Source organism: Aliamphritea ceti (assembly GCF_024347215.1).
Classification (GTDB): domain Bacteria; phylum Pseudomonadota; class Gammaproteobacteria; order Pseudomonadales; family Balneatricaceae; genus Amphritea; species Amphritea ceti.
In genome coordinates this window covers 3,927,537-3,950,727 of record NZ_AP025282.1, presented here as the reverse complement: position 1 = coordinate 3,950,727, position 23,191 = coordinate 3,927,537, and the positions used below count along the sequence as shown (strand labels likewise).

Below are 23,191 nucleotides of genomic sequence, written 5' to 3'. Positions count from 1 at the left end.
TATCTTCCAGTTTTTAGCGTTATAATTATGGTAGACGTTATAGTCTACAGTATTGTATACAGATTTTTAGAGATCACCTAGTGCCTCCGATATTAGAGTTAAATAGTTAATCAGGTTATGAGTAATACTATGTCTTCAGTTGATAGTTTTAAGCTTGGGGTGTTGATGCTTAATACCCACTTTCCACGTTTACCCGGCGATATTGGTAATCCGGATTCGTTACCTTGTGAGGTGATTATTCAGCGCGTGGATGCTGCTCGTGTGGATAACATCGTTAGTAGCAGTGCACCTGAAGATGATTTACAGCAAACTCTTTTACAAGAAGCTGATGCGCTTCAGGCGCGGGGAATAGATTTACTGGTCACTTCGTGTGGTTTTTTAAGCTGTATGCAAGAAAATTTAGCGTCCAGATACAAGGTGCCGGTTATAGCCAGTTCGCTGGTATTGATGCCATTTTTACGCACTGTTTATGGTCCTGCAGAAATTGGCGTGCTTACGTTTGACAGTCGCAAACTGACAGAGCAGCATTTTAATGGCTGGTTTGATGAGCGAATCTGTATCGGTGGTATCGAAAGAGGGCAAGAGTTACATCGGGTAATCAGCCAGGATGAAACTGAACTTGATGTTGTTCAGGCCGAAAAAGATGTATTGATGGCGGTAGATGAATTGCGGGAGCGTCAGCCGAATATGCGTGTATTAGTACTCGAATGTACTAATTTATCGCCATACCGGGAGGCTATTAAACAACATACTGGTTTAACGGTTTATGACCTGATGACGGCCATTGACTGGATAAAAAGCGCATCTTAAAGACAGTAATATAATTTTTTGATGGTTATTTTTTCTTTAAAGAGTAAAAAGTTGCTCTTCATCTGCTGCCTGCAAACAGTGACTACTTCCGAATGAGATAGATGTGTTTTTTTCTTGCCCATCATGTCTCTATATCGTTGATTCTATTGTTTTTTATTATGTCTCATTAAGATTGTTCAAATGCTGTATACGTGATAGGTATACATATTATGAATAGTGACTGCATACGTATCCTGTATAGGGGTAGTTAGTATTTCGATTGGTGAAAATCAAGGGCTTGGTTAGGCTGTATTGCTAGACAAGAAGGGTTAAACCCTCAGGGGTCGGTTAGCGGCTCCATAAGAATAACAATGAAACCTTGATAGGACTTATTCCCATGATGAAGAGAACAGCAAGTTTACTTGCCGGTGCATTGCTCAGTATGTCAGCGACTGCGCTGCAGGCTGAAACCTTGAAGATGGCATATGATGCTGACCCGGTAACACTTGATATTCATGAGCAGCTTTCCGGCGGTATGTTGCAGCTTTCCCACATGGCATTTGACCCACTGATTCGCTGGGACCGGAATCTGGGCTTTGAGCCGCGTCTGGCTAAAAGCTGGGAACGTGTTGATGATAAAACCGTGCGTTTCACACTGCGTGATGGAGTAAAGTTCCATTCCGGTAACGCGCTGACTGCAAAAGATGTTGAGTTTACTTTTGAGCGTCTTAAAAATTCTCCTGACTTTAAAGGTATCTTTGCTGCATTCGAAGGTGTGAATGTTGTTGATGATCTGACTTTTGATCTGGTTACCAAAGAGCCATTCCCGCTGGTTCTGAACAACGCGACGTACATCTTCCCGATGGACAGCAAGTTCTATTCTGGTGAAGACGAAAACGGCAACGCAAAAGATATGCTGGTTAAGCACGGCAACTCTTTTGCATCCCGTAACATTTCCGGTACTGGTCCGTTCACTGTTGTTTCCCGTGAGCAGGGTGTCCGTACTGAGTTTGCCCGTAATGCTGATTACTGGGATAAAGATTCCAAAGGTAACGTTGATAAAATCGTTCTGACGCCGATCAAAGAAGCGCCTACCCGTGTAGCTGCTTTGCTGTCTGGTGACGTTGATTTCATCATGCCAGTACCACCAACTGACCATAAGCGTATCGACGGTAATGGTAAGGTTGATCTGGTGACTATGCCGGGTACCCGTATCATCACGTTCCAGATGAATCAGAACCGTGTTGAAGCACTGAAAGACGTACGTGTCCGTCAGGCAATCGTACATGCGATCAACCAGGAAGGTATTGTTAAGAAGATCATGCGTGGTTTCGCAACACCTGCTGCGCAGATGAGCCCTGAAGGTTACCTGGGTTATAACCCAGATCTGAAACCACGCTACGACCTTAAGAAAGCTAAAGAGCTGATGAAGGAAGCAGGCTATGCTGATGGTTTGACGCTGACGATGATGGCGCCTAATAACCGTTATGTAAACGATGAGAAGATCGCTCAGGCAGTTGTTTCTATGCTGGCTAAAGTGGGTATCACTGTTGACCTGAAAACCATGCCAAAAGCACAGTACTGGCCAACCTTTGATGAGCGCGCTGCTGATATTATGATGATTGGCTGGCACGCGGATACCGAAGATTCCAATAACTTCTATGAGTTCCTGTCTGCATGTCCGGATGCGGACTCTGGCCTGGGTCAGTACAACAGTGGTAACTACTGTAATCCAGAAGCTGACAAGCTGATGGCACAGGCTAACGTCGAAACTGATCCTGCTAAGCGTGCTGCGCTGATGCAGAATATCGAGAAGCTGCTGTACGACGATGCTGCTTTCATCCCACTGCACTGGCAGAACCTGGCTTGGGCATCTGCTAAGGGTGTAGAGATTGAGCCGGTTGTTAACAAGATGAACTTCCCGTACCTGGGTGACCTGGTTATTAAACGCTAAGTCACTGTCTGCAGCTTAGTGCTGCGACTGAGGGCTCAATTCGCCAAATGAATTGAGCCCTTCATTCCTGATCAGATAAACTATTGAAATTATAACTACTCGCTGGCCGGGTCCGACCGTGCTCGTCCAGAAATACTTATGTTTGCAGGCTGAATTTATATGTTCGCTTTTTTAATCAAACGCTTAGCACAAGCTATCGTGGTGATGTTTGTAATCAGCATCATCAGTTTTTCGATACAGGACAACCTGGGTGACCCTTTGCGGGAACTGGTGGGTCAATCGGTATCGGAAGAGGAGCGCCAGGCGCTGCGTGATGAGCTTGGGCTTAATGACCCGTTCCTGGAACGTTATCTTCGGTTTGCTGAAAATGCCGTACAGGGTGACTTGGGAACCTCTTACTTCTTTAAAGAGCCTGCCTTGCAGGTAATTTTAACGAAGCTTCCCGCCACCATGGATCTGGTGTTTGGTGCGACGCTTATTATTGTTGGGTTTTCTGTCCCGCTGGGCGTATATGCCGCAATTAAACCTCGCAGTTTGTTTTCTAAAGCCGTTATGGGGTTCAGTACTGTAGGTATATCAATTCCCGTTTTCCTGACAGCAATTGGTCTGATTTATCTGTTTTCCATAGAGCTTGGCTGGATGCCTTCATTTGGCCGTGGTGAAGTTGGCCATGTATTTGGCTGGGATACCGCTTTTGCGACCACCGATGGGTTGAGGCATCTGGTGCTGCCATGTATCACGCTTGCATCCATTATGCTGCCGCTGTTTATCCGTTTGATCCGCTCAGAAATGATGGAAGTGCTGCAGTCTGAGTACGTAAAGTTTGCCCGGGCAAAAGGCCTGTCGCCAAGCCGTATTTATTTTTTGCATGCGTTAAAAAATACGATGTTGCCGGTTATTACCGTAGGGGGTGTACAGATTGGCACTATGGTGGCTTATACCATTTTGACAGAAACGGTATTCCAGTGGCCGGGAATGGGCTTCCTGTTTCTTGAAGCTGTAAACCGGGTAGATACGCCGCTGATTGTGGCTTACTTAATAGTAGTTGGTGCGATTTTCGTTATCACCAACACGATTGTTGATTTGATTTATGGTTTGGTGAATCCAACCGTGAAACTGTTTGGGGGCAAATAAGTATGACTCAGACATCTTCTGCACTGGCGGATGAAGCGCCAACCATGATGCAGCGATTCTTAAAATCGCATTTCTGGCACAGTTTTAAAATTGACCGCGTCGCTCAGCTGAGCTTTATGGTCTTTATCGCGTACGTGATTATGGCATTGCTGGCGCCATTGCTGGCACCGTTTAATCCATATGATCCGGCGTCAATCGATATCATGAATTCTGAGTTGCCGCCGAGTTGGCAGGAAGAAGGCGAGGCCGACTTCTGGCTAGGCACCGATGCTCAGGGGCGTGATCTTTGGTCAACGATTCTTTACGGTACCCGGGTTTCACTGACAATTGGTATTTGTGCAGTAATCCTGCAAGCTTTTTTGGGTATTTGTATTGGTCTTATAGCTGGTTATGTCGGCGGTAAAGTCGATAGTCTGCTGATGCGTATGGCTGACGTACAATTGTCATTTTCAACCATGATGGTCGCGATTGTTGTACTGGCTGTTTTCCAGGCAACGTTTGGTACACAGTTGTATCAGGATCTGGCGATGGTCATGCTGATTCTGGTGATAGGTATCGCTGAATGGCCGCAATATGCTCGAACTGTTCGTGCTTCAGTACTGGCGGAAAAAGAGAAAGAATACGTGGATGCTGCCCGGGTGATGGGCTTAAGAGCGCCACGGATTATGTTCCGCCATATTCTGCCAAATACGCTGTCACCGATTTTGGTTATATCCACTGTTCAGGTCGCGAACGCGATTATCTCTGAGGCAGCGTTATCATTCCTGGGGCTGGGAATGCCGGTTTCTCAGCCGTCGCTTGGCTCGCTGATCTCTGGTGGTTTTGAGTTTATCTTCTCCGGTATCTGGTGGATCACTGTGATTCCGGGCGTGGTGTTAGTGGTGCTGGTGCTGGTAATGAATTTACTGGGCGATTGGCTGCGTGATGTTCTGAACCCGAAGCTTTATAAGGGGTAAGCCAATGGCATTATTAGACGTTAAAAATTTAGAAGTCAGTTTTGGTTTGCGCAGCGGCGCTGTTAAAGCCCTGCACGATATTAACTTTTCGCTGGAACGCGGTGAGCGTATCGGTGTGGTAGGTGAGTCCGGTGCCGGTAAATCCGTACTGGGGTTCTCCATCCTTAACCTTATTTCCCAGCCAGGCCATATTTCTGCCGGGGATGTCAGCTTCGAAGGCCAGAGTCTGCAGAATCTGGATGATAAATCCATGCGTACCATCCGTGGTAATCGTATTGCGATGATCTTCCAGGATCCGATGATGACGCTGAATCCGGTACTGACGATTGGCAATCAGATGATTGAGTGTTTGTTAGCCCACCGGAAAATAAGCAAGGCTGCAGCACGTAAAATAGCCTTGCAGAAGCTGATGCAGGTTCAGATTCCGTCTCCGGAAACACGCCTGGATCAGTATCCGCATGAGTTGTCTGGAGGGATGCGTCAGCGAATAGTTATCGCGATCGGTCTGTTGATGGATCCGGATCTGATTATTGCCGATGAACCGACAACTGCCCTGGATGTGACTATTCAGGCCGAGATCATGGAGCTGATGTTGGAGTTGTGTGAGCGTAATAACGTTGCACTGATTCTGATTACGCATGATCTGGGTGTGGTTTCTCAGGTGACTCAGCGCACTATGGTTATGTATGCCGGACGGGTTATCGAGCAAGGGCCTACCAAAGAAATTATTAATGATGCTCAGCATCCTTATACCCAGGGCTTAATTAATGCTCTGCCACAAATGGGCGTACGTGGTGAGCGTTTGCAGCAGATTCGCGGCTCTATGCCGACGTTGCAGGCGATCCCGAAGGGGTGCGCTTTCAGTAACCGTTGTGACTATGCCTCTTCGCGTTGCGAAGTAATTCCCGACTTTACCCGTTCTGGCGGTTGTCTGGTGGCGTGTCATATGGTCGAAGAGTTGGTCGCGCAGTCGAAAGACAAAGCGCAGGATGAAGGAGCTTAGGGTGTCAGCACAAGAATCAAAGCAGTCATTGCTACAGGTCCGTGATCTGTATAAACGGTTTTCTATTTCTGGTGATTTTCTCGATCAGTTGCGTTTTGAAGGCGGTAAGATCAAGCGGCATCAGGAGTTTGTTCACGCCATTAACGGTGTGGATCTGGATATCTACAAAGGTGAAGCGCTTTGCGTTGTGGGTGAATCCGGTTGTGGTAAATCAACCGTTGCCCGCACAGTAATGGGCCTGCTGGAGCCAAGTGGCGGTACGGTCAGCTATGACGGTCAGCGGATCGATAATTTATCTGCCCAGCAAATGCTGCCATATCGCAAAAGAATGCAGATGATTTTCCAGAATCCGTTTGCTTCGCTAAATCCGCGGATGACCATCAATGAAACCTTATCTGAGCCGGTGAAGTTTCATAATCCTAAGTGGACGCGCATGGAAGTGCGCGACAAGGTGCATGAAGTTATGCATTCTGTAGGGGTTGATCCGAGTTGGGGTGTACGTTTCCCACATGAGTTTTCAGGTGGCCAGCGTCAGCGAATCAGTATCGCCCGTGCACTTGCCGTTGATCCTGAATTTATCGTTGCCGATGAGCCAATCTCGGCACTGGATGTGTCTATTCAGGCGCAGGTTCTGAACCTGATGATGGACGCTCAGGAAAAACGTGACCTGACTTATATGTTTATCACCCATGATTTGTCGGTGGTTGAGCATTTTGGGACCCGGGTGGCGGTTATGTATCTGGGGACGCTGTGCGAGATTGGTGATAGTCATACAGTATTCGACCAGCCGCGCCATCCTTATACTAAGGCGTTGTTGTCAGCGATTCCGAAGCTGGCGGATGACCGGCCGAATCACATTAAACTGCAGGGTGAGGTATCGACACCTGTAAACCTGCCGAGTGGTTGTGTATTTCATGGCCGTTGCCCTTATGCTAATGACCGTTGTCGGGAAGAAAAACCCCTGCTTATGTCAACAGATGGCGGTGTTAAAGTAGCCTGTCACGCAGTAGAAGAGCAGCGTATCGATTAATACGTCATAATATCTATTCTGAAACACGTATATCACACTTGAGCCTAGCCAAAGAGAATAACGATTATGCTTACCGTTAGCTGCGCGTTTGACGCGGGTAATATCGAGGTGGTTGATCAGCGTAATCCTGCTGATGTTCAGCTGAATATCCGCCGTGATTATCAGTCTGATTTTTTTCAGTGGTTTTATTACCGTGTTCAGGGAGCTGCAGGTGAGAATCTGCGAATGCGCTTACTGAATGCAAATGAAGCTGCATATGTTGATGGTTGGGAAGACTATCAGGCAGTTGCTTCCTATGACCGGGAGCACTGGTTCAGAGTACCAACCAGTTACGAAAATGGTGAACTGGTCATTGAGCATCGGCCACAGACTAATAGTCTGTATTACGCCTATTTCGCACCCTATAGTTACGAGCGGCATTTGGATATGCTCGCCTGGGCGGAGCAGCATGGGAATTGTCGAAGTGTTCGTCTGGGACAAACGCTGGATGGCCGCGATCTGGATATGTTAGTGGTGGGGAATCCGGCTGTTGCCAAAGCAGCTGTTTGGGTTACTTCCCGGCAGCATCCGGGCGAAACCATGGCTGAGTGGCTGGTGGAAGGACTGTTAGAGCGTCTGTTTGATAATGAAGATGCACAGGCCCGTCGTTTGAGCCAGCAACTGGTGTTTTATGTCGTGCCGAATATGAATCCGGACGGCTCAGTGCGTGGGCATTTACGTACCAATGCAGCCGGTATAAACCTCAATCGCGAATGGATGGAACCATCCATGGAGCAAAGTCCCGAGGTATATCTGGTACGCCAGCAAATGGCTCAGACAGGGGTTGATCTGCATCTGGACATTCATGGTGACGAAGCGCTGCCCTGTAACTTTATTGCTGGTCAGGAAGGTATTCCCAATACAGATGAGGCCGTACTGGCAGCGGAGCAGCGTTTTCAGGAAGTACTGATGACAGCTAACCCTGACTTCCAGATGGACAGAGGGTATGAGCCGGGTGTGTTCGGTGAAGAAACGCTGACAATGTGTTCCAACTGGGTAGGTCAGCATCATAATTGTCCGGCGATGACACTTGAAATGCCGTTTAAAGATTATGACTTGCAGCCAGATCCTATTCAGGGTTGGTCAGCAGGCCGTTCTGCCAGGTTAGGCGCGAGCTTACTGGATCCTATAGCGGATTGGCTATTGCAGCGTGATCAGGCTGCATCCGGAGATGTCCGCTAAATGGAAATTCGCTGGCTGGAAGATTTTATTGCCCTGGCACGAACGAGGAATTTTTCCCGTGCAGCAGACGATCGAAATGTTACCCAGCCAACCCTGAGTCGCCGGATTAAGTTAGTGGAAGAGGAGATGGGTGTGACGCTCATCGATCGTAATACTTTGCCACTGTCTCTGACCGCCGCCGGGGAAGTGTTTCTGGCCTCAGCGGAACAGATTTCGCGTATCCATCACGATACTAAAAGCCGCTGTAAAGATATTCTGGAACAACAGAGTAACCGGCTGACATTCGCTGCGACACAGTCTCTCAGTCTCGGGTTCTGGAAATCCTGGCTGATGCCGGTGGCAACAGATCTGGATGTCGACATGGTGCATAACCTGAAGTCGACAACTTGGATGGGCGCGGATTTCGTTGAAGCATTAAGTAACAATGAGTGTGATTTGGTGCTTTGCTACTGGCATCCGACAATTGATTTTTTACAGACACTGTCTGAAGAGCGCTTTGAACATATTCTGGTTTGTCAGGAGCAACTGGTGCCGGTAACGGCACTGGATGATGACGGCAAACCTTTGTATCAGTTGCCGGGTACCAAACGTCATCCTATTCCATTTATTGGTTATCACGATAATGCTTTTCTTAAGCCGGTAATCCGTAGCTTTTTACAACGCTGTGAGCCGGCACCTCATCTTCTGACTATGAATGAAAATGTTAATTCGGTGAGCGCTAAAGCGATGGTGAAGGAAGGCTTTGGGCTAGGCTGGTTACCGACCAGTTTACTGGAAGATAATTTCCGCTATAACCGTCTCGATTTTGCCGCGGATCAGAGCTGGAATATTCCGGTAGAGATTCGTTTATATCGCTCTAAGCACAATCATAATCAACAATTACAAAAACTCTGGCCGCATTTACAGAAAACTTTGCCATTGGAAAAGGTTTCGCTGGCGACAGGCGCAGATCATAAGGTTTCGGTTAATTCATGAATCAACACGCGTATTTTGCTCATTTAGATAGATTGCAGCAGGCGACAGAGTCGCTGTTGGCTGATGCTGATTTTGATGGATTACTGATTGGCTCAGGTAGTTCTTCGCGGCGTTTTCAGGATGATTACGGGCACACGTATAAGGCTAATCCAAATTTTGTGCACTGGTTACCTTTTCTGACTCAGCATCCGGGTTGCTGGTTACTGGTTCAGCCGGGTAAAAAACCGCTGTTGTATTTTGTTATGGCCGATGACTTCTGGCATGTAACTCCCGAGTTACCAGGTGATTGGTGGGCTGAGGCGTTTGATGTTGTCGCCATCAAGGATACCGCGCCGGTGACACAGGATAACCTTGCGGTGATAGTCGAGCATTTCCCGGCGTTTGCCCGGGATAGCTGGACGCATAATCCGCAGGCACTGATTCAGCAGTTGCATCGGGTGCGCCGGGTTAAGTCGGAGTGGGAACATGAATGTTTGCGTGAAGCGAATATTCTGGCGGTGCAGGGGCATTTACGTGCGGAGCAGGGGTTCCGGGCCGGTGAGTCTGAGTTTCAGATTCATCAGGGCTATCTGACTGCGATAGAACACAACGAAAAGCAGCTACCTTATGACAACATCGTTGCCTTAAATGAGCACGCGGCAGTATTGCATTATCAGTGGCAGGATCGCAGATTACCGGATAAACACCGTACTTTGCTGATTGATGCCGGTGCAGGCCACCTTGGGTATGCTGCAGACATTACCCGTACTTATGCGGCTGAAGATGGTGTTTTTTCTGACTTATTAGCGGCAATGGAACAGGCGCATCTGGGAACATTGTCTGACATGCGTGCAGGTATCAGTTATGTAGATTTACATATTGGTATGCATCGAAAAATAGCCGCTATTCTGCAGCAGGCAGGTATTGTCAGAGCATCGGTTGATACTCAGCTTGATGAAGGTGTTACCCGTGTGTTTTTCCCTCATGGCTTAGGTCATTTACTGGGAATTCAGGTGCATGATGTGGGTTCCTGGCAGCATGATAAGCTTGCAACCGAGCCTAAGCCGCCGGCCGCTCATCCTTTCCTGCGATATGCGGATATGCTGGAAGAAGGCAGTGTGCTAACGGTTGAGCCAGGTTTGTATTTTATTCCGAGCTTATTGCATGGCTTACGCCAGTCTCCTGTGGCAGAGCTGATTGATTGGGCGCTGATCGAGAGTTTGCTACCCTTTGGTGGAATTCGTATAGAAGACAATGTGTTAATCAAAGCGAATGGGATTGAAAACTTTACCCGGGATGCTTTTGCCGCAGCGCAGTAAAACAAAGGCTAAAATACTGCCGGGACTTGGATGCTGACAGCGCTCATATTATAGTGCAACTGATGTAAGGCCTTTTTCGGTCTGATATGCAGACATATAATTTAGTGTGATCTGTTTTTCCTGATGTGGAGTTGGCACACGCCAGCCACACAGAGCATTCTTTTAGGATCTGATATAGATGCGTGAGCAAGATAATGTGGAAGTTCCAAGTTTCGGACCAGCTGATCCAAGTCTGGTGAAACAAGCCCCTGAAAAAAAGCTTGGTGAAGGTGTCATTGCACAATCGGTGAACGCTGAGCAAGCTAAAAAAGGCAAAGGTTTTATTCTGTTTGTCGTGTTGTTACTGGCCGCTGTTGTGGCTGGCCTGGGGTATTGGGGCACAGTGCAGCAAAGTCAGATTCAGAAGCAACAGGCATTACTCTCCGACCAGTCTAAACAGGTCGAATCCTTATCGACTCAGATTGTACAATTACAGCATTTGTTAAAGAGTGCTGAAAGCAGTGTTGAACAATCTGATGAATCCTTGCTTGAGTGGGTAAATAACCGCGCTACCGCAGCTGATAAGAAAATTAAATTAATAGATGAACAGCTGGCTGCACTGCAAACTCAGGTAAAAGAACAAACGTCGAAACAACTGACCAGCCAGGCCGCTACGCTTGAAAAGCTTAATGCCGGCGCTGCAGATCAGTCTAAATCTCTGGCTGCTCTGACTACTCGCCTGGCTGCCGTTGAAACACTTGGTACTGAACTGGATTCTGTAAATAAGGCGGCCAGTACACGTCAGCAAAATGTTGATAAATTAGGTAAAGATTTAGCCGGACTTAATGCTGGTCTTGAAAAGCAGATTAAAACGGTTAACACAAAGCTGGCCAGTCTGGAAAAAAGTCTTAAGGCTCAGGATAAGTCACTTAAGGCCACCAGTAAAAAGCTGTCAGGTACCAGTGGCGCAGACAGTAAACAGCTTTCTCAGGTACGGGCAAATTTAGCCGCGCTAAGCGCTGACTATCAGATTCTTTCTGAAGGTCAGGAGTTACAGCGGGTGGCTTTGTCACAGCAAGGTAAAGATCTGAATCGCCGGATTGATCAGCTTGGCAGCAAAAGCACCCAGAGCAGCGGTGTATCTGCCAGTACGCTTGAACGTCGCGTGAAAGTTAATGAGCAGGCTGTTAAAGCAATTGATGGTTCCCGTTTAGTGTTGAATAAGGAACTTTTGCGCATTCGGCAGCGTCTGAATAATCTCCAGTTGCAGGTTGAAAGCCTGCAGTAACTAACTGCAAACATAAGTGCTCATTCGATGGTTATTCGCTTTGTGGCGCTTTTAATCTAATGCAAGAATGCCGGGCCCGATACGTCAGTGTCGGGCTTTCATAACTGAAGGAAAATAGTACGTAATGGAAATTCGTGCCTTTTTTGCTTTACCTCTTCCCGGGGCAGTAGCCCGATCTCTGGCAGACCATGCCGATACGCTTTGTCAGTTTGATAAGCACGTAGAGGTTAACTGGGTCGATTCAGAGTGTTATCATTTAACCCTATGCTTTATGGGGAATATAAGTCTCGAGCAGGTTGATCGTCTGGAACAGGTTGCAAGTAAGCATCTGGCTGAGTTTCGCTCATTTCAGGTGCATATTAATACCTCGCAGTATTACCCGGTAAATAAGCATTTGTCGCTGATTGCGGCTATGAGTCCTGAACATCAGGCGCTCAGCCAGTTAAATCAGTTGATGATGCAGGTGGCCCGTGAAGCGGGCATTGCTTATACCGAGGAAGACTTTCAACCACACATCACGTTAGGCCGCTTACCGGCAGAGAACCGGTTCAATGTACCTGAGCACTGGCCAGAGCTGGATCTTATCAGCCTGGCAGACGAAGTGATTCTGTACCAAAGTAAACCAGGCGAGCGTGGTTCGATCTATACCCCTTTATTTGAAATCCCTTTGCAGGATATGGCCTGATGTAAGCGTTGCTGATTCAGGCGCATCCTGCTAATAAGCAGAGACTTATGATGTTTAAGCCTGAATTACTTTCTCCGGCGGGTACGCTGAAGAATATGCAATACGCTTTTGCGTATGGCGCCGATGCCGTATACGCTGGCCAGCCCCGTTACAGCCTGCGGGTCCGTAACAACGACTTCAATCTTGAAAAGCTCGAACAGGGCATCAATATTGCGCACCAGCAGGGTAAAAAGCTCTACCTTGCAAGCAATATCATGCCGCATAACAGCAAGCTCAAAACCTATATTAACGACCTGCGCCCAGTGATTGAAATGGGACCTGATGCGCTGATTATGTCTGATCCCGGTCTGATTATGATGGTCCGTGAGGAATGGCCTGATGTGCCCATTCACCTATCTGTACAAAGCAATACGATGAACTGGGCCAGTGTTAAGTTCTGGCATCAGGCTGGTGTTGAACGGATCATACTTTCCCGGGAACTGTCGTTGGATGAGATCGAAGAAATTCGAGAGAAATGCCCGGAAATGGAGCTGGAAGTGTTTGTACACGGCTCTTTGTGTATAGCTTATTCCGGACGTTGTTTACTGTCCGGTTATATTAACCACCGGGATCCGAATCAAGGTACCTGTACGAATACCTGCCGTTGGAAGTACGATGCCCATGAAGCAGAGCAGGATGCCAGTGGTGACCTGATTCCTGTGCAGAACTTTGATCCGGATGCTGCTCAGCCAAGTCTTGGGGTTGGTGAGCCAACCGATAAAATGTATCTGTTACAGGAAGAAACCCGCCCGGGTGAGTTTATGCCTGCATATGAAGATGAGCATGGCACTTACATTATGAACTCCAAGGATTTGCGGGCGATTCAGCATGTGCCGCGTCTTGCTGCCATGGGGGTTCATTCACTGAAGATCGAAGGTCGTACTAAGTCGCATTATTATGTCGCCCGTACTGCTCAGGCTTACCGTAAAGCGATTGATGATATTGCTGCCGGCCGGCCATTCGACATGGGGCTGATGGATACGCTGGAAAACCTGGCGAACCGTGGTTATACCGAAGGTTTTTACCGCCGTCATGTGCATGATGAGTATCAGAACTATGAGAACGGCAGTTCGGTTGGCGTACATCAACAGTTTGTTGGCGAAATCATTGGCCGGGATGAGCAACAAGGTACTATCGATGTTGAAGTAAAGAACCGTTTTGAGGTAGGTGACCAGCTAGAGTTGATGACACCGTCTGGTAACCATTCTTTTACTTTGCAACAAATGGAAAACCTTAAAGGTGAAGCTAAAGATTGCGCACCAGGCTCTGGCCATTTTATGCGCATTCCAGTAGATTTTGCCGCCGATATGGAATACGCCTTACTGATGCGTAATCTGCCAAATGCGCCGGGATTTAAAGCAGCTGAAGCTTCCTGATCCGACAGATAATAAATTTACAGGGAAACTGACATTGCAATGATTGCTATGGCAGATAAGTATCAAACTGGCCGCGCTCTGCGGCCATTTTCATTTGCTGGTGTGACCACATATAAATTGCAGGTCTAGATTTACTATTACATATTGTGTCTTATGAATATTAGGCGGGGAAAGTATTTGTTGCTTATCATTCGCCATCAAATTTGTCTGCAAACCACGGCTTACCTGCGGATGCGGAAGTGATTGCTGAGATGAAAGGTGCTTTAGAAAAACTGACAAATAAAGCGACAGGCAAGTAAGCTTTAAGCTTTGTAAAAGTAATAGCGGCCAGTGGGAATTTCTGCAGGCCCGTCGATCTGTGTAAAACCAACCAGCGGTTGGGAAGATATGATAAGACCACCTTTAACCATAATATCCTTGATTCGAGGGCTTAAAGCTGCTGCTTCTGCTTTGTCTTTATCTTTAATACCGATGCCCAAGTCATAATGTGCAAGGGCAATACCTATATTATCGCTTTTCATTTGCATCATGGCTTCATTCACTTCGCCTTGCATAAAACTGCCTTCTGGTGGGACGCAAGACGGGTGACATTGTAAGGCGCGATCAAGAACCCAGATTTTCTTGTCAGGTGCCGTTTCGCGTAAATGATCATAGCTTCGACCATTTCCAAGGCCGATTTCCACAAAATCACCTGCAATATTTTGTGTGTGTCCTACACCCCATTCGAGACCGATCTTTTGCGCAGTAAGTCTGCGTATCATGCTTTCTAATCTGCTCATGTGTATATCCTCTGATGTTCATTGGACCTCATGTTGTCTGATATGTTTTTATCAAAAGCAGTAATAGGTGCTTTTCGCATAATTTTGATAAATTCTGTTGTAAACTTCTAGATGACTTCATGATAAACCAGGTGATGCGTGAGCTACCCAAGTGGCTCTGTATTGTCTGTGCGCCTAAGGCCGCGATCTTGTAATAGATATAAATATACATGATATGCGTATTCCGGTAGATTTTGCCACCGATATGGAATACGCCTTACTGATGCGTAATCTGCCAAATGCGCCAGGATTTAAAGCAGCTGAAGCTTCCTGATCCGACAGATAATAAACTTACAGGGAAACTGACATTGCAATGATTGCTATGGCAGATAAGTATCAAACTGGCCGCGCTCTGCGGCCATTTTCATTTGCTGTTGCTGGCGTGGCGGGCCTCACTGGCATTGTCGCAGCATCAGGAGCATCCGAGATTATCTGGTTGCAGGCATTCAGTTTGTTGTGTGCTGCGATTCTTTTACAGGCAGGAGTAAATCTGATTAATGACTGTTCAGATTTACCTTTTCTGACCGGTGATGCTCGTAGCTGTGAGCTGATTCATAAGAATATGCGTATAGCTGTTGTATGTTTTGCGTTGGCTACTGCTGTGGCTGTGTATTTCATTGCTATACGAGGCTGGCCTGCATTGTTACTGACTCTGACAGGCGTAGCCGGTGCGCTGGGATATACGCTTGAACCGGTGAATCTTAAGCGCCGTGGTTATGCCGTGGCAGCTGTTTTCTGGCTGATGGGCGTACTGATGATATGCGGGGTGTATTACTTTCTCAGTGGGCGGATTGACGGCCAGATTATACGCCAGGCGATACCTGTTAGTTTGTTAACCAGTTTACTATTACTGGCAAATGAGATTCGTGACTATGAGACAGATCGGGCTCAGGGCTGCAAAACTCTGAGTGTAAGGTTGGGGTTGAAGAAAGCGGTTTTGCTGTACCGAACAGGGCTGGCAGTACTGTTGGTGAGCTGCCCGTTGTTATATTTCTCAGGTGATTTGAAATTTATATGGCCGTTGCTGTTAAGTGTACCCTGGGCACTCACTTTGCTTCCTATGGCAGGTCTGGGGCAGCATGCCAGACGTTATTTGCCTCCGGCAACCGGTCGCTTTTTTCTGTTGTTCGGGCTGCTTTATCTTACCACTTTGTGAACATGGCAGTTGACCGATGACTGATGCCCCCATACCTTTAGTAGATTACAGACAATAAATTTATAACAGTCTGATGTATAAGGTTGTTTGTTGCAGTTCTTAGGGGTCTGAACTTAATGAGTTTGCTATTTAAAAGATGGGTTTTAATTCTGCTGGGGCTTATGTTCCCGGTTTCGCTGATGGCAGACGATTCATCAATGCTTACCCGTGAAGAAGAGCGCTGGCTGGAACAGCATACTGATATCCGTTTTGCGCCTGCGCCTTACTATCCTCCTGTTGAGTTCTTCGACGAAAATGATGTCTATCGTGGGATTACTGCGGACTTTCTACGCCTGATGGGGGAGCGTCAGGGGCTTGATATGAATGTTACTCAGTACCCTAGCTGGGACAAGGTTGTCGCCGCCACTCAAGAAGGCAAGGTAGATGTTTGGGGAGCATCTGCAATTACGCCTGAGCGACAGGAGTATATGAACTTCACCCGGCCTTATATTCGGTTGCCCGCGGTAATTGTGGTGCGCAAAGATATTGATGGTCCCCTGAATATGCGTGATCTGGATGGCCATAAAGTTGTTCTGATCAAAGGTTATGCTTCAAGTGAGTATGTGAAGGAGAATTTCCCGAGCCTGGATATTTTAGAGGTACCAGATCTGGAAACCGGTTTACGCATGGTTTCCTATGGTCTGTCGGACGCGATTATTGCTACTAATGCTGCCGCGCTGTTTTACATTGAACGGGATGGCCTGACGAACTTACGGGTTGCCGGGGAATCTGGATTTGCCTGGCAGCTGCGTTTTGCTGTGCGTAAAGACTGGCCGGAACTGGTCTCTATTATTCAAAAGGGTCTGGATGACATCAGCGATGATGAGTTGCGAACTATTTTCCGTCGCTGGATAAACCTTGGCTATGAAGGGCAGATTTTTACTCCGCAGTTACTGCTGCAGATTGCCGGTGGCATTTTCGTCTTACTGGCGATTATGGTGTTTGTCTGGAACCGCATGCTGCGCCATCAGGTGCGGGAGCGCACACAGGCTTTGAATAAAGAGCTGGAAGAGCGTAAAGCGCTGGAGAGTAAGTTACGCCGGTTGGCGACAACGGATGAACTCACCGGGATTATGAATCGTCGTCACTTATTTGATTGTCTGCGTCAGGAATTACGCAGGGTTGAGCGCTACGATAATTCGCTGGCTTTGTTAATGTTTGATGTCGATCACTTTAAACAGATTAATGATTCCTATGGGCATGCTGCCGGAGACCAGGTGCTTAAGTCTGTGGTAGATATCTGCCAGAAAGAATTGCGTGAAAATGATCTGTTTGGCCGTATTGGCGGCGAAGAGTTCGTCGTTTCGTTATTGGAAACAGATGTTGAAACGGCTATGCAGGTTGCTAACCGTATTTGTCACTCAATTGCCAGTACGCAGATTGCGCTTAACAATGGCGAGCATTTAACCTCGACTATTAGCATTGGCGTAGTGCATTCCAGTCAGGATAAAAGCCTGGAGGTATTGTTAAGTTACAGTGACCGGGCAATGTACAGTGCTAAGCAGAAAGGTCGTAACAGAGTTGAGCGATTTGATTCACTTGAGTCGCCAACAATTGTTTTATAAGCGCTTTCAGAAAAGACTTTCGTTGAAATTATGAGACTAAGTTGTGACGCCCGTCAGGCGTAATATGTGTATAATCGGCGCACTTATAACTATGACCTGGAAATTGTAAATCCTGTACTGGCTGCTTCGGAGCCGGCGATGCGCAGTTTACCGGGTTAAAACCGAGCCTGATAGCGGAGCCAAATATGAGCGTTATACGTCAAGACGACTTTATCAGCAGCGTTGCTGATGCCCTGCAGTTTATCTCCTATTACCATCCGATAGATTTTGTTCAGGGCGTGCATGGCGCCTATCAGAAAGAGCAGAATCCAGCGGCAAAAGACGCCATGGCTCAGATTCTGATCAACTCACGTATGTGTGCAGAAGGTCGCCGGCCTATTTGTCAGGATACCGGCATTGTGACTGTGTTCCTGAAAGTAGGTATGAATGTTAGCTGGGATGCCACCATGAGTGTTACTGACATGGTGAATGAAGGTGTACGACGTGCCTATACTCATCCGGATAACGTGCTGCGTGCTTCGATTCTGGCTGATCCTGCCGGTGCACGTAAGAACACTAAAGATAATACGCCTGCGGTTATTCACTACGAAATTGTTGAAGGCGATGAAGTAGATGTTCAGGTAGCTGCTAAAGGTGGCGGGTCTGAAAACAAATCCAAGATGGTGATGCTGAATCCGTCTGATAGCATTGTCGACTGGGTTGTAAAAACTGTACCAACAATGGGTGCGGGCTGGTGTCCACCAGGTATGTTGGGTCTGGGCATTGGTGGTACGGCTGAGAAAGCAGCGGTACTGGCAAAAGAATCCCTGATGGACCCGATTGATATTCATGAAATTCGTGAGCGTGGTCCACAAAACCGTGTTGAAGAACTGCGTATTGAAATCATGGATGCAGTTAACGCTCTGGGCATAGGTGCACAGGGTCTGGGTGGTCTGACGACTGTTTTGGACGTGAAGATTAAGGATTATCCTACTCACGCGGCGTCTTTGCCTGTATGCATGATTCCTAACTGTGCCGCCACTCGTCACGCACACTTTACGCTGAACGGTGAAGGTCCGGCGATACTGACGCCACCAAGCCTGGATGAATGGCCAGAGATTACTTTCGAAGTGGGTGAGTCTACCCGCCGGGTGAATCTGGATACAATCACTCCAGAAGATGTTTTAAGCTGGCAGCCAGGAGAGACTGTTCTGCTGAATGGTAAAATGCTGACAGGTCGTGATGCTGCGCATAAGCGTATGGTTGAGATGCTGAATAAGGGTGAAGAGCTGCCGGTTGATCTGAAAGGTCGCTTTATTTATTACGTAGGTCCGGTTGATCCGGTTCGTGATGAAGTAGTTGGGCCTGCAGGTCCGACAACAGCAACCCGAATGGATAAGTTCACCCGTCAGGTTATCGAGAGTACCGGCCTGCTAGGCATGATTGGTAAGTCTGAGCGTGGTCCGGTAGCGATTGAAGCTATTCGTGATAACAAAGCTGTTTACCTGATGGCTGTAGGTGGTGCTGCTTATCTGGTATCTAAAGCAATTACCAATGCTGAAGTACTGGCCTTCCCAGAAATGGGCATGGAAGCTATCTACGAATTTGAAGTTAAAGACATGCCTGTTACGGTTGCCGTCGACAGCAATGGTGAGTCTGTTCATACCACAGGCCCGGCTAAGTGGAAGCAGATTATTGCTGAGCAGGTCTGAAGTTAATGTGTAAGATTAAAAGCCCGCAATAGCGGGCTTTTTTGGCTTTTGTGTACAGGTTATTTCAGCAGGAAGCCTTGTTTCTGCAAAAACGCTAACATGTGTGGCCGGGCTTCTTTACTCAACATACCGGACATCTGTTCACTCCAAGTCATGTCTTTTGTGCCGCCGGTACGGGTTTGATAATAGTCGCGCACCGCATGATCGTATTCACTGATGATTTCTGCGTCGTTCTGATCCTGGTAACTGTCCTGTTTGAGAACCACAGATACAGGCAGGCGAGGCTTCACTTCAGGGTTTTGGTCAGGATGACCGATACATAAGCCGAATACCGGATAGACCCGTTCTGGCAAATTAAGCAGTTCGCTGACAGCAGCGATATTATTACGAATACCGCCAATATATACGCAGCCCAACCCCAGAGATTCAGCTGCAATGGTCAGGTTCTGGGTAAACAGAGCGACATCGGCGGTAGCGGTAATAAACTGCTCAGTGAATCCTGATTGCATGGGCGCATCGTTCAGTTCACAGGCAAGTTGAAGGCGGCGCATATCCGCACAGCAAACCATAAATACAGGTGCCTCTGCTACATATGCCTGGTTACCTGCGTATTCAGAAAGTAAACGCCGGTTGTCAGTATCATTGATCTGAATGAGTGTGCAGGCCTGAATAAAGCTCGATGTGGCCGCAGCCTGACCGGCTTCAACTAGTGTTTCCAGAGTTGCCTGGGGTACTGGCTCTGTGGTGAATTTGCGGATAGAGCGGTGGCTTTTCAATAACTCAATGGTGCTGTTCATATTGATGTTATCCATTTTTTGTCGAATTAGTGCGTCGAATAAGTTTGCCGAAACGTAAGGTTGATGCGCGGTTGTATTTTTCGTGCAGTTTTAGGGATGCTGTGCTGCCAGTAGTGTTGTAATTCGCCAGACATAATTAACAGGCTACCACTGTCCAGCGGTATCTCTACTGAAGCGCTTTTACTGCCTTTAGGGCGGAGTAAAAAGCGCCTTTTTTCACCCAGGCTGAGTGATGCAATTGTGGGGTTGCGCCGTAACTCAGGTTCATCATCACTGTGCCAGCCCATGCTGTCCTGACCATTCCGGTATAGGTTAGCCAGTACCGTATTGAACTGACTGCAGCTGGCCGTTTCTATTTGTTGCTTAAGCGTTAGCATAAATGGCAGCCAGGGACAGGCTTTCATTAGCAGGTTTGAATAGGTGTATTCGATACCTGCGTCTCCCATAAAGCTCTGTAAACGAGGAATTGAAACAATGCGTCCAAACAGTTTTAGCTGATCCTGTTGCCAACTCAGTTGGCTTTCCAGTGTACTGAATAGCGCTTGCTGGTCTGAACATGGAATGAAGTTTTCAATCAGGGTCAGACAACCATTAGCAACAGGGATTTTGTGAGGGTTAATAGTGCTTTCCTGAAATGGCCATTTAATAAAAATAGTGTACGACGTCGCCGCCACCAAAACTAGCGACTATAGTGAATACAAGAGCAGATTCCTGCTTTAAATGGGTTCTGGATTGGAGGTGTATGATGCTGAGATCCGTACAGGCCAGCGATTACATGGCAACAAAGCTGGTCACCTTTCGCCTGCGCGATGATCTTTTCTACGCGATTAGTCTGTTACTGGAGCATAAAATAAGTGGTGCGCCGGTAGTTGATGATGACGGTCAACTGGTCGGTATGTTGTCTGAGCAGGATTGCCTGAAAGCTATTTTAACGCTTACCTATCATGAAGAAGAGATGGGTGGCAAAGTAGCAGAATGCATGACGACAGAGTTACATACCATCAGTTATGATGCCGACATAGTTCACGTGGCAGAAAAGATTATTAATCATAACTGCAGGCGGCTTCCGGTGGTGAAAGATGGTAAACTGGTCGGCCAGATCAGTCGACGGGATGTTCTTAAAGCGGTCGAAAGATTTGCCCGCGACGGTTGAACTGATTGAAATAGAGATAAAGGCTGGCATTAAAAAATGCCGGCATAACGCAGCATAATTTTAGGGGATGCTGCGATTGTCGGGTCGGTGACAGGCTGGATCGACAATATTACCGCCGGATACACGTTTTAGTGTTTACCGGACAGGATCTGCATGTTGCAGAAAAGCATAGTTTTGATTCAGGTTGAATGTTGATATGGGCTTCCGCTTACCGGAAAAACCAATTCTGTTTTATCCCTCACTGGCACATCAGATAGGCACTGATGAAGCATTATTGTATGCCGTGTATGTTGACCGGTTGCAATCCCGGGGGGAGCTGGACAGTAATGGCAATTTAAGTTTATGTCTCGACCGGCGTGACTGGCTGCTGTTAGCTGATTTCTGGAATGAGAGTCGCCTGGCGAATGTCACTCGCAGTTTGGTTAGCCATGGCTACATTCAGGCAATATCCGGTGATATTCGCATAACGCTGACATTACTACCTCAGTTGCCTGATTCTGTCTGTGAAGAACTACCGATTGTTGAGTCACAGAAGGATACTACGCAGGCTGTTACCCCTGAGCCTGAGGCCGTTGAACAAACATTTGCAGCGGCTGATTTAACCGTTGAAGCCTCTTCAGAAGTTGTATTTGAAGCTGTCCCCGAGTTTTTGCCTGTGGATACTCCAGAAGTGCTGCCTGAACAAATGCCACCTGCGCAATATCAGACATCGACAGAGCCTGAGTATGTGCCTCCGACAGCAGATAATCAGTATTACAACCCGCCGCCAACACCGCCAGTGACCGTTCAGAAACTACCGGTTATGGAGCAGCCTCCGAGCAGAGACGACTTACGTCAACTGCGTCAGCATCAGGAAGTACAGCCTCAGAATCGTGGACCTGCACCGACATTTGGCGGTAGCATCGGATGGTCAAAAAGTCGTCCTCAGCCGGGTGCTGGTAATTTGTTTGCTTCACAGCTGGATGAACTGGAGCAGAAGAATAAAAAGCTGCATTCTATTTATCTTGGCTGGCGCCCGTCACAGATTTTATTTGATACTTTACCAAGACACAGTATTCCTGCAGATTTTGCCGAGCAGTTAATTGATGAGTTTGTACTTTACTGGTTAGACAAAGACCGTAAAGAAACCAACTGGGATCAGAAGTTTCTTGCCTGGGTGAAACGGGAATGGGTGCAGAAGCAAACCCGTGAAGCGCGTGAACAGCGTTATAAGCAAGGTGAAAGCACCGGTGGTGTTCAGCAGGGGCAGCCAGATGCCCGACAGAAACGCCAGCGGGTGACTGCTGCGATTATGGATATTAAGGATACTGACTGGTAAGCAGTAAATACTGTTATCAGTCCTGACGCCTGAAGAGGTAAGTAAATTGAAAACTCCCGGACAGATTCTTTCTAAAAAGCAGGGCGAATTGCCTCCTCAGCGGGTCGATCCGTACCATGATCGCCGTCCTGTGAAAGAGGATGCACAGGCGCGTCCGGAAACGGCAAGCATCACCACAGAAACTAAAACGATGGTGAACATGATCTTTGCGCGCTTTATGGCAATTTACGGGCATAAGTTTAAGAGTTGCTTCGAAACTCAGGATGAAATCCGAATTGCTAAACGCGAATGGGCGCTGAGTCTGCAGTATTACTCTGAGGCTGAACTGGTTCGCGCTATTGATCGCTGTAAAGAAACTCTGGCGTGGATGCCTACAGTGTCTGAGTTCCTGGAAATCTTACATGATATGGGTGGCGATTATGGTCTGCCTTCTTCCCGCCAGGCATATTATGAAGCCTGCCGTTTTGCCGATCGGCCCAGCCAGCGTCAATGGAGCCATCAGGCTGTGTACCACGCAGGTAGAGCAACCGAATGGTTCCGTTTACGTGGTGAAGAAGAGTCCCGTATATTTCCTGAATTCGATTACAACTATCAGATTATCTGCCGACGTGTACGTGCGGGTGAGCAACTGGATGAAGCGGTTCCGGTCGCGTTGGAGAATAAGTCAGATAATACTTTCTCAGCGTTTATACAAAGCTGGGGCGAAGCTCAGGGGATTACCCCTGAACAGGCAACTACATTGCTATTTTATATGACAAAACCTGCCGGTACTGCTATTCGTCAACGGTTTAAGCAGGTTAGTGAAGATCGGGCCCGGCAATGGGGCCTGAAGCTGACACTACCGGATGATTATCAGTAAGAGTTGCTGACTTAAGGCTCTCAGGGCACTATAAAATACGCCATCATTATGATGGCGTATTTTTTGAA

Annotated in this window: 21 protein-coding genes; 18 read left to right on the top strand and 3 right to left on the bottom strand. The window is 47.5% G+C overall.

The window, feature by feature from the left end; translation table 11 throughout:
* Positions 1-129: 129 nt before the first annotated feature.
* The 12 genes from OCU49_RS18085 to trhP all read left to right on the top strand — a co-directional run bounded on the left by OCU49_RS18085 (position 130) and on the right by trhP (position 13,727).
* Positions 130-810, top strand: a complete 681-nt coding sequence (locus tag OCU49_RS18085) for an aspartate/glutamate racemase family protein (protein WP_261841957.1) — start codon at positions 130-132, stop codon at positions 808-810.
* A gap of 379 nt (positions 811-1,189) precedes the next feature.
* Positions 1,190-2,743, top strand: a complete 1,554-nt coding sequence (locus OCU49_RS18080; RefSeq protein ID WP_261845259.1) for an ABC transporter substrate-binding protein — start codon at positions 1,190-1,192, stop codon at positions 2,741-2,743.
* Between the two features lie 159 nt (positions 2,744-2,902).
* Positions 2,903-3,877 carry an ABC transporter permease gene (locus tag OCU49_RS18075; RefSeq protein ID WP_261841956.1) on the top strand — a complete coding sequence of 325 codons (975 nt, stop codon included), beginning with the start codon at positions 2,903-2,905 and terminating at the stop codon, positions 3,875-3,877.
* Between the two features lie 2 nt (positions 3,878-3,879).
* Positions 3,880-4,833, top strand: coding sequence for an ABC transporter permease (locus OCU49_RS18070; RefSeq protein ID WP_261841955.1), 954 nt, complete (start codon positions 3,880-3,882; stop codon positions 4,831-4,833).
* A 4-nt stretch (positions 4,834-4,837) separates the two neighbouring features.
* The gene (locus OCU49_RS18065; protein WP_261841954.1) at positions 4,838-5,836 is read left to right on the top strand and encodes an ABC transporter ATP-binding protein; all 999 of its coding nucleotides are present in this window, start codon (positions 4,838-4,840) and stop codon (positions 5,834-5,836) included.
* 1 nt (position 5,837) lies between these two features.
* Positions 5,838-6,866: an ABC transporter ATP-binding protein gene (locus OCU49_RS18060; protein WP_376787883.1), complete on the top strand. Its 1,029-nt coding sequence runs from the start codon at positions 5,838-5,840 to the stop codon at positions 6,864-6,866.
* A gap of 66 nt (positions 6,867-6,932) precedes the next feature.
* Positions 6,933-8,087, top strand: coding sequence for a M14 family metallopeptidase (locus OCU49_RS18055; RefSeq protein ID WP_261841952.1), 1,155 nt, complete (start codon positions 6,933-6,935; stop codon positions 8,085-8,087).
* On the top strand, positions 8,088-9,062 hold the full coding sequence (locus tag OCU49_RS18050; protein WP_261841951.1) for a LysR family transcriptional regulator: 975 nt from the start codon (positions 8,088-8,090) through the stop codon (positions 9,060-9,062).
* A complete protein-coding gene (gene pepQ, locus OCU49_RS18045; protein ID WP_261841950.1) occupies positions 9,059-10,360 on the top strand; it encodes a Xaa-Pro dipeptidase in 1,302 nt (433 codons plus the stop codon). Before OCU49_RS18050 ends, pepQ begins: the two co-directional genes overlap by 4 nt.
* A gap of 178 nt (positions 10,361-10,538) precedes the next feature.
* The gene (locus OCU49_RS18040; RefSeq protein ID WP_261841949.1) at positions 10,539-11,627 is read left to right on the top strand and encodes a hypothetical protein; all 1,089 of its coding nucleotides are present in this window, start codon (positions 10,539-10,541) and stop codon (positions 11,625-11,627) included.
* A gap of 124 nt (positions 11,628-11,751) precedes the next feature.
* The gene (thpR, locus tag OCU49_RS18035; RefSeq protein ID WP_261841948.1) at positions 11,752-12,312 is read left to right on the top strand and encodes an RNA 2',3'-cyclic phosphodiesterase; all 561 of its coding nucleotides are present in this window, start codon (positions 11,752-11,754) and stop codon (positions 12,310-12,312) included.
* A 50-nt stretch (positions 12,313-12,362) separates the two neighbouring features.
* Positions 12,363-13,727, top strand: a complete 1,365-nt coding sequence (gene trhP / locus OCU49_RS18030; RefSeq protein ID WP_261845258.1) for a prephenate-dependent tRNA uridine(34) hydroxylase TrhP — start codon at positions 12,363-12,365, stop codon at positions 13,725-13,727.
* 302 nt (positions 13,728-14,029) lie between these two features.
* Here the strand turns inward: trhP and OCU49_RS18025 are convergent, their stop codons facing one another.
* Entirely contained in the window at positions 14,030-14,506 is a 477-nt protein-coding gene (locus OCU49_RS18025) for a class I SAM-dependent methyltransferase (protein WP_261841947.1), read from the bottom strand.
* 352 nt (positions 14,507-14,858) lie between these two features.
* Between OCU49_RS18025 and OCU49_RS18020 the strand changes: the two genes are divergently transcribed.
* The 3 genes from OCU49_RS18020 (at position 14,859) to OCU49_RS18010 (ending at position 18,996) form a co-directional block, all read left to right on the top strand.
* Positions 14,859-15,701 carry a prenyltransferase gene (locus tag OCU49_RS18020; protein WP_261841946.1) on the top strand — a complete coding sequence of 281 codons (843 nt, stop codon included), beginning with the start codon at positions 14,859-14,861 and terminating at the stop codon, positions 15,699-15,701.
* Between the two features lie 179 nt (positions 15,702-15,880).
* Complete coding sequence (locus OCU49_RS18015; protein WP_261841945.1) at positions 15,881-17,305, top strand: transporter substrate-binding domain-containing diguanylate cyclase; 1,425 nt, start codon at positions 15,881-15,883, stop codon at positions 17,303-17,305.
* Between the two features lie 185 nt (positions 17,306-17,490).
* Positions 17,491-18,996: a fumarate hydratase gene (locus OCU49_RS18010; protein WP_261841944.1), complete on the top strand. Its 1,506-nt coding sequence runs from the start codon at positions 17,491-17,493 to the stop codon at positions 18,994-18,996.
* A gap of 59 nt (positions 18,997-19,055) precedes the next feature.
* Here OCU49_RS18010 and nfsA read toward each other — a convergent pair whose 3' ends face one another.
* Together nfsA and OCU49_RS18000 are read right to left on the bottom strand one after the other, a co-directional pair.
* Positions 19,056-19,793, bottom strand: a complete 738-nt coding sequence (nfsA, locus tag OCU49_RS18005; RefSeq protein WP_261841943.1) for an oxygen-insensitive NADPH nitroreductase — start codon at positions 19,791-19,793, stop codon at positions 19,056-19,058.
* Between the two features lie 26 nt (positions 19,794-19,819).
* A complete protein-coding gene (locus tag OCU49_RS18000; RefSeq protein WP_261841942.1) occupies positions 19,820-20,467 on the bottom strand; it encodes an alpha-ketoglutarate-dependent dioxygenase AlkB family protein in 648 nt (215 codons plus the stop codon).
* Positions 20,468-20,535: 68 nt separating this feature from the next.
* Between OCU49_RS18000 and OCU49_RS17995 the strand changes: the two genes are divergently transcribed.
* The 3 genes from OCU49_RS17995 to OCU49_RS17985 all read left to right on the top strand — a co-directional run bounded on the left by OCU49_RS17995 (position 20,536) and on the right by OCU49_RS17985 (position 23,123).
* A complete protein-coding gene (locus tag OCU49_RS17995; protein ID WP_336605347.1) occupies positions 20,536-20,946 on the top strand; it encodes a CBS domain-containing protein in 411 nt (136 codons plus the stop codon).
* A 196-nt stretch (positions 20,947-21,142) separates the two neighbouring features.
* Positions 21,143-22,264: a DnaT-like ssDNA-binding domain-containing protein gene (locus tag OCU49_RS17990; RefSeq protein ID WP_261841941.1), complete on the top strand. Its 1,122-nt coding sequence runs from the start codon at positions 21,143-21,145 to the stop codon at positions 22,262-22,264.
* A gap of 46 nt (positions 22,265-22,310) precedes the next feature.
* Complete coding sequence (locus OCU49_RS17985) at positions 22,311-23,123, top strand: replication protein P (protein ID WP_261841940.1); 813 nt, start codon at positions 22,311-22,313, stop codon at positions 23,121-23,123.
* The last annotated feature ends 68 nt before the right edge of the window (positions 23,124-23,191 follow it).